Below are 14354 nucleotides of genomic sequence, written 5' to 3' on the forward strand. Positions count from 1 at the left end.
CGCTCCTCCAGGTGCGCATCGCTAGCCGTAGATGAAGAATCGCCAACGTCCGAGATGCGTGGGGCAGCTTCAAGTGATCCCACGTTGTTCGTCGTAATTCGTGGACGTGGGCCGAGTCCCTTGTAAATATCTGTAAATATCGGGAGGACTCCAACTTTTCCCGAAGGTGAGTGAGTCTGTCAACGGCATCGAAATTCTGACGAGACGTCTACCTTTTCGGTATCTGTGAATCGACCCTGCGGCATACCGAGATCCACCGGTCCGACTGTGACGGACTGACGCATCTCCACGACAGCGGTCGGGCACATCGACGAAGAACGAAATCCTTGCACTGAGGACCATAACAAGAGAAAAATTCTCGAAATGACGGTCGAGCGATCGCGCATTACGGTCCGCGGGGCGGTGCAGGGTGTCGGCTTCCGGCCGTTCGTCGCTCGACTCGCAGACGACCTCGGTCTTCCCGGTCATTGCGGCAACGACGACGTCAGCGTGTTCATTGAAGTCGAAGGCCAGCCGTCTTCACTGTCCGAGTTCACGCGGCGCCTCCGAACGGACGCGCCCCCGATGGCCGTAATCGTCGACATGGCAGTCCAATCTTTGCCGGTCCGGCGCGACGAGTCGTTCCGTATCGTCGACAGCCGCCATGCCCTCGGTTCCAGGACGCTCGTGTCGCCGGACATGGCGACGTGCGCCGATTGCCTCCGCGAACTGGCCGACCCATCCGATCGCCGATATCGTCACCCTTTCATCAATTGCACCAACTGCGGACCTCGGTTCACCGTGATCACGGACCTGCCCTACGACCGGCACAACACAACGATGGCCGAGTTCCCTATGTGCGAGGGGTGTCTCGCCGAGTACATCGATCCCACGGATCGCCGGTTCCACGCCCAGCCGGTCTGCTGCCCGGACTGCGGCCCGCGCCTCTTCGCCGAGATCGACGGGCACCGACTCGACGGCGATGACACCGTGCTCACCGCCGCGCAGGAGGCATTGCGGGACGGAAAGATCCTGGCGGTCAAGGGTCTCGGCGGATTCCACCTGGTGTGCGATGCCGCCGACGCCGATGCCGTTGCGACTCTGCGGGATCGGAAACACCGGCCGGACAAGCCATTCGCGGTGATGGCGCCCGATCCGACAATGGCCGCCGAACTGTGCGAGATCTCCGAGTCCGAGAGCGCACTGCTGCGGCATCCGGCCAGACCCATCATGCTGTTGCGTAAGAAACATCTCGCTGCGGTAGCCGACGGCATCGCACCAGGGATAGACGATCTCGGTGTGATGCTCCCCTATACCGCTCTGCACCACCTTCTCTTCACCCCGCCGCCCGGTAGCGATGTCATACCGCCGCAGGTGCTGGTGATGACGTCGGGCAATCTCGGCGGCGAACCGCTGTGCTTCGACAACGACGACGCTCGCACGCGACTGCGGGACATCGCGGATATGTTCCTGATGCACGACCGGCACATTGCCGTGCCGTGTGAGGATTCCGTGCTGGCGACGGAGCACAACACCGTGCTGCCGATTCGACGCTCGCGGGGATTCGCACCCCTGCCGGTCGTCCTCCCGTCGCGCGGCCCCGAAGTGCTCGCGGTCGGGGCTGAAATCAAGAACACCTTCTGCCTGACCCGACAGGACTACGCGTTCTGTTCCGCGCACCTCGGCGACATGGGCAGCCTGGAGAGTAGGAGGGCATTCGAGACATCGGTGCGGCAGTTGACGCATCTGCACGGCATCTCGCCGCGGACCGTGGTCGCCGACCAGCATCCCGGTTACTCGACCCGGCAGTGGGCACAGAGCTACAGCGACCGCACTGGCACTCCCCTACACACGGTCCAACACCACCATGCACACGTCGCCTCGTTGATGGCCGAACACGGTCTGGTCGGCACTACGGTGCTCGGCGTCGCGTTCGACGGAACGGGATACGGCTGCGACAAGACGGTGTGGGGAGGCGAGTTCCTCCTGGTGGGCCCGGACATCCTCACCACGCGACGCGTGGGGCACCTGCAGGCGTTCTCGCTTCCCGGTGGCGACGCCGCTGTTCGCAATCCGGTGCGCGTCGCGCTGGCGCTGCTGCACGAGGCCGGTGTCACCGACAGCGAAGGGCTGCCCTGCGTAGAGGCGATTCCGGCGGCGGAGCGTGCGTCCGTCGAGTCGCAGCTGTCCTCAGGTCTGGGCTGCATCAGGACGACCAGCGTGGGCCGCCTGTTCGACGGTGTCGCCTCGCTGCTCGGCGTTCGTCACCGAATCACCTACGAAGCACAGGCAGCCATCGAACTCGAGGCCCTCGCCCGTACCGCTTCACAGCCCGCTTCCCTCACGATGGAGGTCGAAAATGACCAGCTCAGGCTGGCTGTACTGGTCTCCGGGATGGTTGCGGCCGTGCGCGACGGGACGCCACCCGCGGACATTGCGCTGGGCTTTCACCACGCCGTCGCGGCCGCCACAGCGGACATCGTCGGGCGGGCCGCCGCGGCGAACGGTGTCACCACGGTCGGCCTCACCGGAGGAGTCTTTCAAAATCGTTTATTCCTCGAGCTGTTGAGAGCACACTGGGAGAACAGCGGTTATCGAGTCCTCACCCACCACCGGGTGCCTCCCAACGACGGAGGACTCTCGCTCGGCCAGGCGGTGATCGGTGCCGCGGCAGCCATGCGCGGGCCGCGACGTCGGCAGCCTCCGACGAGTCGGCCCGGGACGGGAGCGACGTGAATGGCCACCACAGAAGCGGGCGAACACCTCGTCGACACGGACCTGTCCGCGGATCTCGCCTGCGCAGCACTGGCCCTGGCCCGACGATTCCATGACGGTGCCACGCTCTGGGTGATCTCCCCGCAGTGGGAACCCCACGCCCATCACGTCGCGGTCGAATTCGTCCATCCCGTCATCATGGGCAAACGCGCACTACCCTCGGTTGCCCTCGTCGAACCCGACCCGGTGGCACAAGCCCGCGTGGCGAGCAGGCCAGGTGACATCCTGCTGGCGGTGGCGTCGGCCGACGAACCCGCGGTGGTCGAGGCGATGCGCCGCGCCCCGGCCTGGGGCGCCCTGACACTGTGGATCGGGGCAGGGCCGCGCCCGCCGGCCGGTGCGGCGAACCACATCCTGTGGATCGACTCCGCCGATCCGATGATCCCGGCCACCGGCCGATTCGTTCTGATGTACCACCTGCTGTGGGAACTCACCCACGTCTGCTTCGAACACCCGGGGCTGCTGAAACCTCGAACCGAGGAGTGTGACGACACGGTCTGTGTTGCCTGCAGCGACGAGGGGCGACTCGGCGAGGTCGTGGTCGAGCCTGCCGACGCCCTCGGACCGGCGCTGATCCGCACGTCTTCGGGTGAGGAGTGGGTGGACGTCAGCATTCTCGGCGATGTCCGGCCCAACGATCTCGTCCTGGTGCATGCAGGGACAGCGATCGCGCGGCTCGACGACGCAGGCGAGTAGGCCGACAGATGATGGCTCACGATTCCGAAAGCACCAACTTCCTCTATCCGTTCATCGATTCCGAGGAGACCGACGCCGAGAGCCTTCTCGACGACCTCGCCGCTTCGGCTCGCAGTAAGGCCGCCGAGAGTGCGCGCCTGCAGCAGGAGTCGCTGGACGAGTACGGAGAAGGACTCACCGCGGCCGGTATCGACATGGCCGACCGGTTCCGCCGTGGCGGCCGCCTATACACGTTCGGCAACGGCGGCAGTTCCACCGACGCTGCGACGCTGGCCTCGCTGTTCAGTCGGCCCGCGCAGGGTCGTCCGGTCGCGGCATGGTCACTCGCCGCCGATCAGGCCGTAGTGACCGCCTTGGGTAACGACGTCGGGTTCGACCTGATCTTCAAGCGGCAGATAATCGCTCACGCCCGAGATCGCGATATCGCCATCGCGTTGTCGACGTCCGGAAATTCAGACGACCTGATGACGGCCCTGACGGAGGCCAAGGAGCGGGGACTGCTGACCATCGGGTTCGCCGGGCACGAGGGCGGCCGGATGGCGGTTGCCGACTATCTCGACTTCTGCTTCACCGTGCACTCACAGAGCATCCACCGCATTCAGGAAAGCCACGCGATGCTCGGATACCGGCTGTGGTCGGTGGCTCAGGAACACATGACACAGCCGACCCCCGACTCCCACGTTTCCCCCGATTCCGTGGAGGCTCCATGAGCACAACCCGATCTGCCGCCTCGGCAGAGCACGAAAGCCGCGTCCTGGAACGGATCGACAAGTTCCGACAACGCCGCCCACGACTGCTGGACGAGGTGGTGACGCTCGCTCACGGCGCGGGGGGAAAGTCGTCGGCGGCCCTTGTCGACGCGGTGTTCGTCGAAGCGTTCCGTAATCCGGAACTCGAGCAACTCGGCGATGCCGCCGCGTTCACCGTGCCCTCGGGCGAGCGGCTCGCATTCTCCACCGACTCGTATGTCGTTCAGCCGCTGCGCTTTCCCGGCGGCTCCATCGGACACCTCGCGGTGCATGGCACGGTCAACGATCTTGCGGTGTCCGGTGCTCGCCCGCGGTGGCTGTCGGCCGCATTCGTCATCGAGGAGGGATTCCCCATTGCCGAGCTGCGGGAGATCGTCGCCGACATGAGCGAGGCAGCCGTCCTGTCCGGTGTACAGATCGTGGCCGGTGACACCAAGGTCGTGGGAAAGGGCGCCGCCGACGGTGTCTACATCTCCACCGCCGGCGTCGGCGTCATCCCGGAGGGACGGCGACTGTCGGCAGATCTCGTTCGGGCCGGCGACAAGGTTCTGCTGTCGGGGACCATCGGCGCCCACGGCATGGCCGTGATGCTCGCCCGTGGTGACCTGGCCATCGAGGCCGACATCGCCACCGACACGGCCCCCGTGAATGCGCTTGTGGAGACGCTTCTGGAAGCGGCCCCGTCGACGCGTTGGATGCGGGACGCCACTCGTGGCGGTGTCGGCACCGTCTGCAACGAGCTCGCTCGGGCCTCGCAGCTCGCTGTGATCGTGGACGAGCAGTCTCTGCCCATCGAGCCTCAGGTTCTGGGAGCCTGCGACATGCTCGGCATCGACCCGCTGTATGTGGCGAACGAGGGCAAGTTCGTCGCGATCGTCGCCGCAGAGGAAGCGGACGCGGCGGTTGCTGCGATGCGTACCCACCCTCGGGGAGCCGACGCGGCCGTGGTGGGCGAGATCATGGCCGAACCGCCGGGCATCGTCGCATTGCGAACTTCGTTCGGCGGCAGCCGAATCGTCGACATGCTCGTCGGCGACCCACTCCCCCGTATCTGCTGAGAGGAGGACCACGATGTGTCTGGGGATTCCCGCTCGGGTGGTCGACATCGTCGACGCCGAAGAGTATCTGGCCAAGGTAGACGTGAACGGTGTCCAGCGAACGATCAGTGTTCGACTGCTGGCCGAGGACGGTCTCGTCGTGGGTGACTGGGTGCTCGTACACGTCGGCTTCGCGATGGCGAAAATCGACGAGGTCGAGGCGCAGATGACGCTGGATCAGGTGCAGAAGATGGGCGCCGACTACGAGAACGAGATCGACGCGTTCAACTCGTCCGAAATCACGTGACAACAGCATGAACGAGGGAATGGGATGAAGTTCGTCGACGAATTCCGGGACCCCGCGGCGGCTCGCGCCCTGGTCGAATCCATCACCGCGCTCGCCGATGGCGAGGAGTTCAAGTTCATGGAAGTGTGTGGCGGGCATACCCATACCATCTATCGACACGGCATCGAGCATCTACTGCCTGAGACTGTGGAGTTCGTGCACGGACCCGGGTGTCCGGTGTGCGTCATCCCCATGGGCCGCGTCGACGATGCCATGTGGCTGGCCGAGCAGCCCGGCGTCATCTTCACCACGTTCGGCGACATGATGCGGGTGCCCGGGTCCCAGGGAAATCTGATCGAAGCCAAGGCCCGAGGAGCGGACGTCCGGTTCGTGTACTCGCCACTCGACGCGCTCAAGGTAGCCCTCGACAATCCCGGCAAACAGGTGGTCTTCTTCGCCGTCGGCTTCGAGACCACGGCACCGTCCACCGCGGTCACGTTGGTCCGGGCCAGGGCACTGGGCGTGAAGAACTTCAGTGTGTTCTGCAACCATGTCACGATCGTGCCCCCGATCAAGGCAATCCTCGAGTCCCCCGACCTTCGATTGTCCGGGTTCCTCGGCCCCGGTCACGTATCCACCGTCGTAGGACTGCGCCCCTATCGTTTCGTCGCCGAGGTGTACGGAAAACCAATGGTGGTCGCGGGCTTCGAGCCACTCGACATCCTCGTATCCGTGCACATGCTCCTCCGTCAGATCCGCGAGGGACGCTGCGAGATCGAGAACCAGTACAAGAGGGTCGTGCGCGCAGAAGGCAACATGCAGGCGTTGAAGCTGATGGCCGAGACGTTCGAACTACGACCGCACTTCGAATGGCGTGGGCTCGGATTCATCTCGCAGAGCGCCCTCAGGGTTCACCAGGACTACGCAGAATTCGACGCAGAGGAGAGATTCTCGATGCCCGGCATCCGTGTGGCGGATCCGAAGGCGTGCCAGTGCGGTGAGGTCCTCAAGGGCGTCATCAAGCCTTGGGAATGCAAGGTGTTCGGCACAGCCTGCACACCAGAGACCCCGATCGGCACATGTATGGTGTCGCCCGAGGGCGCATGCGCCGCGTACTACAACTTCGGTCGGCTTCACCGTGAGACCGCCCAGTTGCTGGGCCGACGAGGCTGACCCGGATGCTTCTACCCGGGCATCGCCTGTTCGCGCAATGGTCGCACGCCCGATGGTGTCGCTATCGTGTCGAAATCCATTCGTACCACCGCTGAATCCCCTGACCTGTCGTCGCGGACAGGGTAATCATTTCCAATCCGGGGTTCACCGACCGCGCGTACTTCGCGAAGAGGTCGACGTCGAAGTCCACGTACGGCAACAGATCTGCCTTGTTCACAATTACGAGGTTCGCCGCCGCGAACATGTGCGGATACTTGAGCGGCTTGTCGGTGCCCTCCGTAACCGAGATCACCACGACCCTGCCATTCTCACCCAGGTCGAACAGGGCGGGGCACACGAGATTGCCTACATTCTCGATGAACAACAACGAATTCGGTACGGGATCGAGCGCTGCCAGTGCATCCCGCATCATCTCCGCGTCGAGATGACATCCGGCTCCCGTATTCACCTGTACTACAGCACATCCCGTAGCTTTGATCCGATTTGCATCCAGCAGCGTCTCCTGGTCCCCCTCGACCACCGAGACGCGTCGTTCCCCACCGATGTCGGTGATGGTACGTTCCAACAACGTCGTCTTGCCGGAACCCGGCGAACTCATCACGTTGAGAGCGAGCACCTCTCGGCTGGCCAGCCATTCGCGGTTTCGCTCGGCCGTGAGGTCATTCTTCGCCAGCACCTTCTGTTCGAGCGTTATTGTCTCGTGCGGATGTTCGTGCGTGTGGTCGTGCTCATGCTCATGCTCATGCTCATGCTCATGCTCATGGGGCACGGTGACCCTGGTGCCGGTGTCTTCTCCGCAGCCGCAGGTGGCACACATATGCGTCAACTCACTTCCATCGAGAGGATCCGTAATTCCCGGCCCGACGTGACCTCCACGTCCGCACTTCCACACGGGCACAACAGCACCAGGTCCGTGAGTACGAAGTCACCACCGCACTCGCGGCAGTGCGCGCCGCCCGCTCTGTGGTCGATGTCCAGTCGAGCGCCGTCGGCAACGGTCCCCTCCGTGACCAGCTCGAAGCAGAACTGCATCGACTCGGCGACCACGGCTGTGAGCGCACCCACCTCCACGCGCACACTGCAGACCCGCCGGCCTGCAGCATGCTCGCAGACGACGTCGACGACATTCTTGGTGATTGCCAACTCGTGCATCGCGGCCCCGTTCAGGACTCGTCACCTATCCGTTCGAGCGTAGTCCTCCACACCCGCCGTATCGAGCCATCGCGGCGACCGGACGTCTTCAACGCGTACCCTGAGAGTTTCCGCCGCCACTACCGGGAGGCGCTGTATGGACGCCTGGAGCATCCGAGATTTCGAACCCGAAGATCTCGAGGCTGTCGTCCGCATGGACAGCAGCTCCACCACCACCAACCAGTCACCGTTGTTCGCACTCTCGGATGTGGTCGGCAGTCTGCTCAATCGCCACCCGGCCGTGGTCGCGGTGACGGACGGACGCATCATCGGGACCGCGGTCGGCCGTATCGACGAAGACCGCGCGTGGGTCATGCGCATCTCACTCGACCCCGGCTGGCGGAGGCGCGGACTCGGCAGCGCACTGTTGTCGCAACTCGAACACCGGCTGCACGCCAAGGGTGTGCGACGGGTGACCGCACTCCTGCCCGACGGCGAGACCGGTGCCGCGGCTCTGACCAACTCCGGCTTCACTGCGCGCTCAGGCGTCACCTACTACGAGAAGGTCGGAACGGTCTCCCCCCAATCCGCTGAGGTTCTAGCGCTGCTCGGCGGCGGCGTGCCACCCGCCGGTTTGTGGAAGCAGGTAGCCGGAATGTCCCGGGAGAAATCGCTCATCGAGCGCAAGATCGTGCTGCCGCTGTCGCAGCCTGCGCTGGCGGCCGATCACGGAGTGTCGCCGCCACGCGCAGTGGTGCTCTTCGGACCACCTGGCACGGGGAAGACAACCTTCGCGCGGGCCATCGCCAGTCGGCTGGGGTGGCCATTCGTCGAACTGTTCCCCTCGCGGCTGGCGTCGAACGAGAACGGTCTCGCCGCCGGTCTGGGGCACGCATTCGCGTCCATGGACGAACTCGAACACGTCGTCGTCTTCATCGACGAGGTCGAGGAAGTGGCAACCCGTCGACGTCCCGGATCGCCATCGGTCGCAGTGGTCAATGAACTACTGAAGTCGATCGTCGGCTTCCGGGAACGGGCCGGGAGACTTCTGGTATGCGCGACCAATTCCGTTCGCATACTCGATGATGCCTTCCTTCGGCACGGGCGATTCGACTACGTGCTCCCGATCGGACCGCCCGACGCCGAAGCCCGATTCGCTCTGTGGGAGCGCTATCTCGGCAACGAACAAGTGGATGTGTCGGCTCTCGTTGCCGCGACCGAGGGCTACACTCCTGCCGATGTTGCTCATGCTGCGCGGACTGTCGCGCAGGCGACGTTCGAACGCAGCGTCGACTCCGGGGGACGCTGCCACGCCGACACTCAGGACTACTTGAACGTGATCGACGAGGTGCGGCCCACCCTCACCCCGGACATGGTTCGGGCGTTCGACGAAGACATCGTCAGCCACGCACGCACCTGACTCACTACAGAGAAGCGTCCCACGATGGTCGGGAACTTCATCCAAATACGACCGTTCGGCCTTGAATCGTCGTCCGAGGGCGAAAGATCCACCGATTGGTGGACACTGGGTTGGTCCGATGCGAGGTACTCTCCAAGCCGACACCGCTCGCCAAAGCAACACTAAAGGGACTGCAAACACGCCGTACCAGGCGCGGACCCCAGTCCACACACTGCAACATCAGAATTGACTAGGTGAAGATATGAATCTGACCCGATGTTCTAGATTCGCGACAATAGCAATCGTGTCGGCTGGGGTAATACCGTTCACGCATACAGCCGCATCGGCCGCTGACGATCTTGTCGTCGGAAAAAATGGAATCGCCGAGGCGGACACAAATTTTAAAGTAAGTTGCGGTGCATTCAGCATTGAGGGTTCTGGGCCTTTCGTTTCTTTTAACAGCCCAGTCGACACCCTCTTCACCGACTCCACAACCGGGAACCCGAATGAAATCGGGGTTCGAGTCAAGTACCCACAATTCGTGAGCCCAGGGGAAGAATTTACCTACGACCTCGACTTCGACAGCATCGAACTGAATCCGAAGACTTTCGATGATCCCGAGAATGCCGTCGTAGCAGGTGAATTGGGGTACGCTACGCGAACAAAACTCGATGTCGACATTCCAAAGGGAACCGACTTCGTCTCTGCGTCCGTGAACGATCCTTCATCGTCAGGAAAATTTCCGACCGACATTATCCGTATCAAAGACGATGGAAACGAGTCTGCGACAGGAACTCACCTGCGAATGGCACTCAACAATGCCACCGAACAGCGGACAGAAAACGGGGGGGTCACCAAAGACGGGCCCAATACTTCAGCACACAACGATGGAGGTTGGAGCACGACCAACCGGACCATGGCTATTCCTGGAATCAGCGTGACAGTGAAGGCGCCCGATGACACGGGAGGTACAAGCACCTCGTCGGTTATTGGCGAGATCACCCCGACAGTTCGAGTTGGCACCAATGCAAACGTCTACAATAATCCGGACAATTTCTTCACCTTTTTGACGAAGAACGACGTCAGCGATCTTATTCAACCGCATTCCGGATATCACAGTATCCGTTGTTCACCCCGGGACACCCCGGATTCCGATATCAATAGCGGCGGTCAGCCGTTGACGACGATCAGAGTAGTAAGAGCGCAGGATTCCACTGATGTGCCGCCGGATTGCACAGGAAAGACTGGCGCAGATTTGAACCAATGCATTCTCAACGATCAAGTTCTCCAACCATAGCCGGTAAATGCCCAGAAGGGTGATACACGATGCGTAAATTGCGCGTGACGATAGTTGTCATTCCCGCGTTGTTCGGGCTGTTTGGAGGTAATGTCGCGAGCGCCGAGCCGCTCACGACCTTTCCCGACGGGGTGTTTGAGGTGGGCACCGATATTGCGCCGGGCGTCTACACCGCCACCGGTTTCGCCGACGACGGCGTCTACAGCATCGTCTCACGTGCTGATGATGGGAGTCTGTTTGTCAGACAAGATAATCCCTGCGTAGCCTCGAGCCCGGACCCTCGCATCACACAATCGATACCGGTAACAATCAATTCCAACGACGTGAGATTCGGTTCCGTCGATTGTGGAACATGGACGCTCCAGGGCCCATCAGAATAGGGCGATAGCGGTCGATTCGCCTGAGCGGGCAGTGAAACCGGAGTTGGTCCGGGACTTCGAACCCGAAGATCTCGAGGCTGTCGTCCGCATGGACAGCAGCCCCACCACCACCAATCAGTCACCGCTGTTTGCACTTTCGGACGTGGTAGGCAGTCTGCTCAATCGCCACCCGGCCGTAAAACAGATCACCCTGAATAGACGAAGACATTCTGCGCGGGTGTTGTAGTAAGGGAACCGAAAACGCCCATGCCGAATAGGAGTTCGAGCTTGTGCGGGTTTCCTGCCGGATCGGCCTGCCAGCACTCGCTGTCCACGCGGTAGCCCGTGCACACGATCTTGGTTCTCCCGAAGGGGGAAATGACGCGGGTCTTGCCGACGGCCGGATTCCAAAAGTCGAGTTGATCGGGCATCAGCACGTAGTCCGTCACCTCGACCGGACGAATGTGGTTTCCCTGTCCGGGATCGACCGGCCACGCATCCTGGGCGCTTGCAACGCCGGAGCCGAGCATCAGGAGTCCGATAGCCAACGCGCTGGCTCGAACGAACCTTGATCGCTTCATTCAGAATCCCCTCCCACAAAAGTAACGGACGGCCGGTATATCCGCTCTAGCAAGGAGACCGTTACATAGCCTCACATCGACACTTTCCCGGTTTCGCGATCTGCTCGACAACCAGCTCATTCGGTGGCGCCCATTCTTACGGTCTGGGTGAGCGCCGTAGTGTCCGAGACATGTCGATTCGTCGAAGCAAGCCGACTCGTATTGCACTCGGGTTCTCTGTCTTGGCGTTTGGTGGTGCGGTGGTGTGGATGCTGTCTCTCGGACTAGAAAGGGTGCCGGGGCAATTCGACACCAGCGGTGAGGTCCACCGGTGGGACAGCACGGCCTACTTCTTGGGCGGCATGTGCGGAATAGCAGCCTTGTTCCTCGCGGTGTTCGGTGGTGCGCGCTGGTACATACCGAAAGTGCCTGCGTCGGCGATCAATCTGCCTAGCCGGTCCGCACACGCGTACTGGACAGCCGCGGAGCAGCGCGAGGCATTCAACGATATTGTCGCGTCGGGCCTGGAAGCGGCCGGGGCTGCCATGATCATGGTGATCGCTACCGGCGTCGTTCTTTCCGGTCTGACCGCGACCGGGACGATCGTGCCGGGTGGTTGGGTTCTGGCGGCGGTCCTCGTGTTTGGCCTGGCGACGGTCCTCGGCTCCTGCGTTTATGTCTTTGCGCGGACCCGTGCGCCAAGAGCTCACTGAACGGCCACATTAGGTGGTGGACGGCAACGGGAGCCGAGAAGGCGACGATCAGACCATTAATCGATTGCAGGACAAGCCGGGGTGTTGATAATTTCGCACGGTTGCCAAAGACCTCCTCCGGGCCTGTCGCGCCCCAACAAGAGAAATGAGCTTTGTGTCCAAGCCCGCCCAGCCCGCGCCGAGTGCGCCTCGCTGCATCGCCTGATCAGCCGTCTAGAAATTCAGCACTGTCTTCCCTCGAGACGGTGCTAGGACGCGCCATATCCGGTGCCTTGATCCAGCCACACCTCTGCATCGCCGCGTTGTTGCGGCCTTTGGAGTGGACTGTCTCGTCGGGGCCACTCGGCCTGCCCTTGCTGTCATCACAGACCTCGTAGCAAGGAGCACCTCGGGTGTCCAGCAACAAATCTCATTCGAGCACACCGAACAACGTCCTGAAGATCGGCACCTTCACCTGCACATGGTGCGGACTGACCGTGTCCACGGTCGACGGAGATGGCGTGCGACGAAACCATTGTCCGTCATGCCTGCACTCTCAGCACGTTCTCGACCACGTCGAGGGCGGCGTCAGCGACTGCCACGGCCGTATGTCACCCATCGCCATCGCCGTGCACCGCACCGGTGAGTGGATGGTTATCCATCGATGTGTGCGTTGCGATGAACTGACGTCGAACCACGTCTGTGCCGACGATAATCGGCTCATCTTGATGCGCACGGCGGTGCGCCCGTTGGCACAGCCGCCGTTCCCGCTCGAATCGCTCGGCGACCTCTGATCAATCGGGAAGGAGGTGACCGCATGTCCAAACGCAACAAGAATCGACGCGTCCGTATGCAGGCCAGACGACGGCCCCAACGGCACAAGGATGTCCTGCACAGTCAGGGTGGGCACCGGACAAACGACTTCCGGTGCGTCGGCTGCCGACTGGACGTGTCCTTGGATGCGCCAGGCACCAGGCACCGCAACCATTGTCCGAACTGCCTGACCAGCCTGCATGTTGACCGTCGTCTCCCCGGCGACCGGGCAGCTTCTTGCCGTGGCCGAATGGAGGCGGTGAGCATATCTGTCCGGGACGCTGGTGAGTGGACGATTATCCACCAGTGCTTGTCGTGCGGTGAGCTCAGCGCCAACCGCATCGCCGGCGACGACAACGCATTGGTTCTAGCGCGACTGGCGCTAAGACCGCTGCGAGACAACAACATCGTCCATCGCATGCTGATCGCGTTGTGATCTGGAACGCGGCCTCACACAGGTGAGCAAGCACTATGGCTCGTTCCGATCGAGACCGGAACGAGCCATAGCCGTGTGGGGATGGTTCGACTGTCCACGGCGTACTGTTGACTGGAATGATCCATCCAACTAGGATTCGAGTATCGCATCCTTCTCACGGAAGGCACTACCAATGACTACACAGCCCACATCGACGACCGTCACCGCCGACCAGGTCGTCGAGATGTTGGAAGCCCTGTACAACCACGGTGACCCGAGTCGGCTCCGAACTCTTGCAGCTGCGGACCTGCGCCACTACTCGTCGCGGATCGGCGATGGCGTTGACGCATGGGCCGAATTCGCAGCGACCTTTGCCGGGGCCAGTCCCCTGATCGCCGTGCACCGCACCGTCAGTGAAGGTAACCGGATCGGTGTTCACGCCCACTACCGCTGGAACGCCGATCGAGTGATCGACGGCGGACCGGGTGTCGCTGTCGCGCACATTTTCACCATCGAATCCGGCCGGATCGTCGAGGCCGTGGAGGTGACCCAGGAGGTCGCCACCGAGCCCGTCTCGGGCAACGACATGTTCTCCGGGCTGCATTCCTCGGTCGGTCCCCAGAACCTCGAACGCAACCGGCAGATCGCTGAGCGGGTCGTCACCGAATTCCTCGCAGGCAACACCTCGTTGCGCGACGAACTCCTCAGCGATTACACCCAGCACAACCCGTTCATCCCAAACGGCGCCGAGGGCATCGCCGGCTTCGTGGACATGCTGGGTGGCAATCCCAACGACTACCAGTGGACGATTGTTGAGGGCGACCTCGCCTGGACCTACACCCGCTACCTCAGCGAGACGATGGGCACCCCGCCACTAGTCGGCGTCGACATCTGGCGCTTCGATGCAGCTGGCAAGGTCAACGAGCACTGGGATGTCCTCGAAGCCAACTTCACCAGTCCGGCCGGCCACACATTCCCCGGTTGATTCGACGA

Annotated in this window: 16 protein-coding genes; 13 read left to right on the plus strand and 3 right to left on the minus strand. The window is 62.5% G+C overall.

Annotation, left to right across the window (positions count from 1 at the left end; all coding sequences use genetic code 11):
• The first annotated feature begins 363 nt into the window (after positions 1–363).
• The 6 genes from hypF to hypD are packed head-to-tail and all read left to right on the plus strand — an operon-like array spanning position 364 to position 6695.
• The gene (hypF, locus tag BFN03_RS14955; protein ID WP_070379663.1) at positions 364–2715 is read left to right on the plus strand and encodes a carbamoyltransferase HypF; all 2352 of its coding nucleotides are present in this window, start codon (positions 364–366) and stop codon (positions 2713–2715) included.
• A complete protein-coding gene (locus BFN03_RS14960; protein WP_070379664.1) occupies positions 2716–3450 on the plus strand; it encodes a hydrogenase assembly protein HupF in 735 nt (244 codons plus the stop codon). It abuts the gene before it with no gap.
• Positions 3451–3458: 8 nt separating this feature from the next.
• Positions 3459–4160 (plus strand): D-sedoheptulose-7-phosphate isomerase, encoded by a 702-nt coding sequence (locus BFN03_RS14965; protein WP_070379665.1) that lies wholly within the window; start codon positions 3459–3461, stop codon positions 4158–4160.
• Complete coding sequence (gene hypE, locus BFN03_RS14970; protein WP_070379666.1) at positions 4157–5257, plus strand: hydrogenase expression/formation protein HypE; 1101 nt, start codon at positions 4157–4159, stop codon at positions 5255–5257. The genes BFN03_RS14965 and hypE overlap by 4 nt, the downstream gene beginning before the upstream one ends.
• A 13-nt stretch (positions 5258–5270) precedes the next feature.
• On the plus strand, positions 5271–5543 hold the full coding sequence (locus BFN03_RS14975; protein WP_070379667.1) for a HypC/HybG/HupF family hydrogenase formation chaperone: 273 nt from the start codon (positions 5271–5273) through the stop codon (positions 5541–5543).
• Between the two features lie 24 nt (positions 5544–5567).
• On the plus strand, positions 5568–6695 hold the full coding sequence (gene hypD / locus BFN03_RS14980; RefSeq protein WP_070379668.1) for a hydrogenase formation protein HypD: 1128 nt from the start codon (positions 5568–5570) through the stop codon (positions 6693–6695).
• Between the two features lie 61 nt (positions 6696–6756).
• Here hypD and hypB read toward each other — a convergent pair whose 3' ends face one another.
• Together hypB and BFN03_RS14990 are read right to left on the minus strand one after the other, a co-directional pair.
• Positions 6757–7512: a hydrogenase nickel incorporation protein HypB gene (gene hypB, locus BFN03_RS14985; RefSeq protein ID WP_070379669.1), complete on the minus strand. Its 756-nt coding sequence runs from the start codon at positions 7510–7512 to the stop codon at positions 6757–6759.
• Between the two features lie 5 nt (positions 7513–7517).
• Entirely contained in the window at positions 7518–7847 is a 330-nt protein-coding gene (locus tag BFN03_RS14990) for a hydrogenase maturation nickel metallochaperone HypA/HybF (protein ID WP_070379670.1), read from the minus strand.
• A 136-nt stretch (positions 7848–7983) separates the two neighbouring features.
• On the opposite strand from BFN03_RS14990, the gene BFN03_RS14995 reads away from it, so the two are divergent.
• The 3 genes from BFN03_RS14995 to BFN03_RS15005 all read left to right on the plus strand — a co-directional run bounded on the left by BFN03_RS14995 (position 7984) and on the right by BFN03_RS15005 (position 10902).
• Complete coding sequence (locus BFN03_RS14995) at positions 7984–9246, plus strand: ATP-binding protein (RefSeq protein ID WP_070379671.1); 1263 nt, start codon at positions 7984–7986, stop codon at positions 9244–9246.
• 283 nt (positions 9247–9529) lie between these two features.
• On the plus strand, positions 9530–10522 hold the full coding sequence (locus BFN03_RS15000) for a hypothetical protein (RefSeq protein ID WP_157109627.1): 993 nt from the start codon (positions 9530–9532) through the stop codon (positions 10520–10522).
• Between the two features lie 29 nt (positions 10523–10551).
• Complete coding sequence (locus BFN03_RS15005) at positions 10552–10902, plus strand: hypothetical protein (protein WP_157109628.1); 351 nt, start codon at positions 10552–10554, stop codon at positions 10900–10902.
• Positions 10903–11087: 185 nt separating this feature from the next.
• Here the strand turns inward: BFN03_RS15005 and BFN03_RS15010 are convergent, their stop codons facing one another.
• Entirely contained in the window at positions 11088–11462 is a 375-nt protein-coding gene (locus BFN03_RS15010) for a hypothetical protein (protein WP_157109630.1), read from the minus strand.
• Between the two features lie 170 nt (positions 11463–11632).
• On the opposite strand from BFN03_RS15010, the gene BFN03_RS15015 reads away from it, so the two are divergent.
• From BFN03_RS15015 to BFN03_RS15030, 4 genes are all read left to right on the plus strand, one after another.
• Complete coding sequence (locus BFN03_RS15015; RefSeq protein WP_070379675.1) at positions 11633–12154, plus strand: hypothetical protein; 522 nt, start codon at positions 11633–11635, stop codon at positions 12152–12154.
• A 392-nt stretch (positions 12155–12546) separates the two neighbouring features.
• A complete protein-coding gene (locus BFN03_RS15020) occupies positions 12547–12927 on the plus strand; it encodes an RNHCP domain-containing protein (protein WP_070379676.1) in 381 nt (126 codons plus the stop codon).
• A gap of 56 nt (positions 12928–12983) precedes the next feature.
• On the plus strand, positions 12984–13382 hold the full coding sequence (locus tag BFN03_RS15025) for an RNHCP domain-containing protein (RefSeq protein WP_232320548.1): 399 nt from the start codon (positions 12984–12986) through the stop codon (positions 13380–13382).
• 172 nt (positions 13383–13554) lie between these two features.
• Positions 13555–14346 carry a nuclear transport factor 2 family protein gene (locus tag BFN03_RS15030; protein WP_070379678.1) on the plus strand — a complete coding sequence of 264 codons (792 nt, stop codon included), beginning with the start codon at positions 13555–13557 and terminating at the stop codon, positions 14344–14346.
• Positions 14347–14354 lie beyond the last annotated feature (8 nt).

This window comes from Rhodococcus sp. WMMA185 (genome assembly GCF_001767395.1).
Lineage (GTDB): Bacteria > Actinomycetota > Actinomycetes > Mycobacteriales > Mycobacteriaceae > Rhodococcus_F.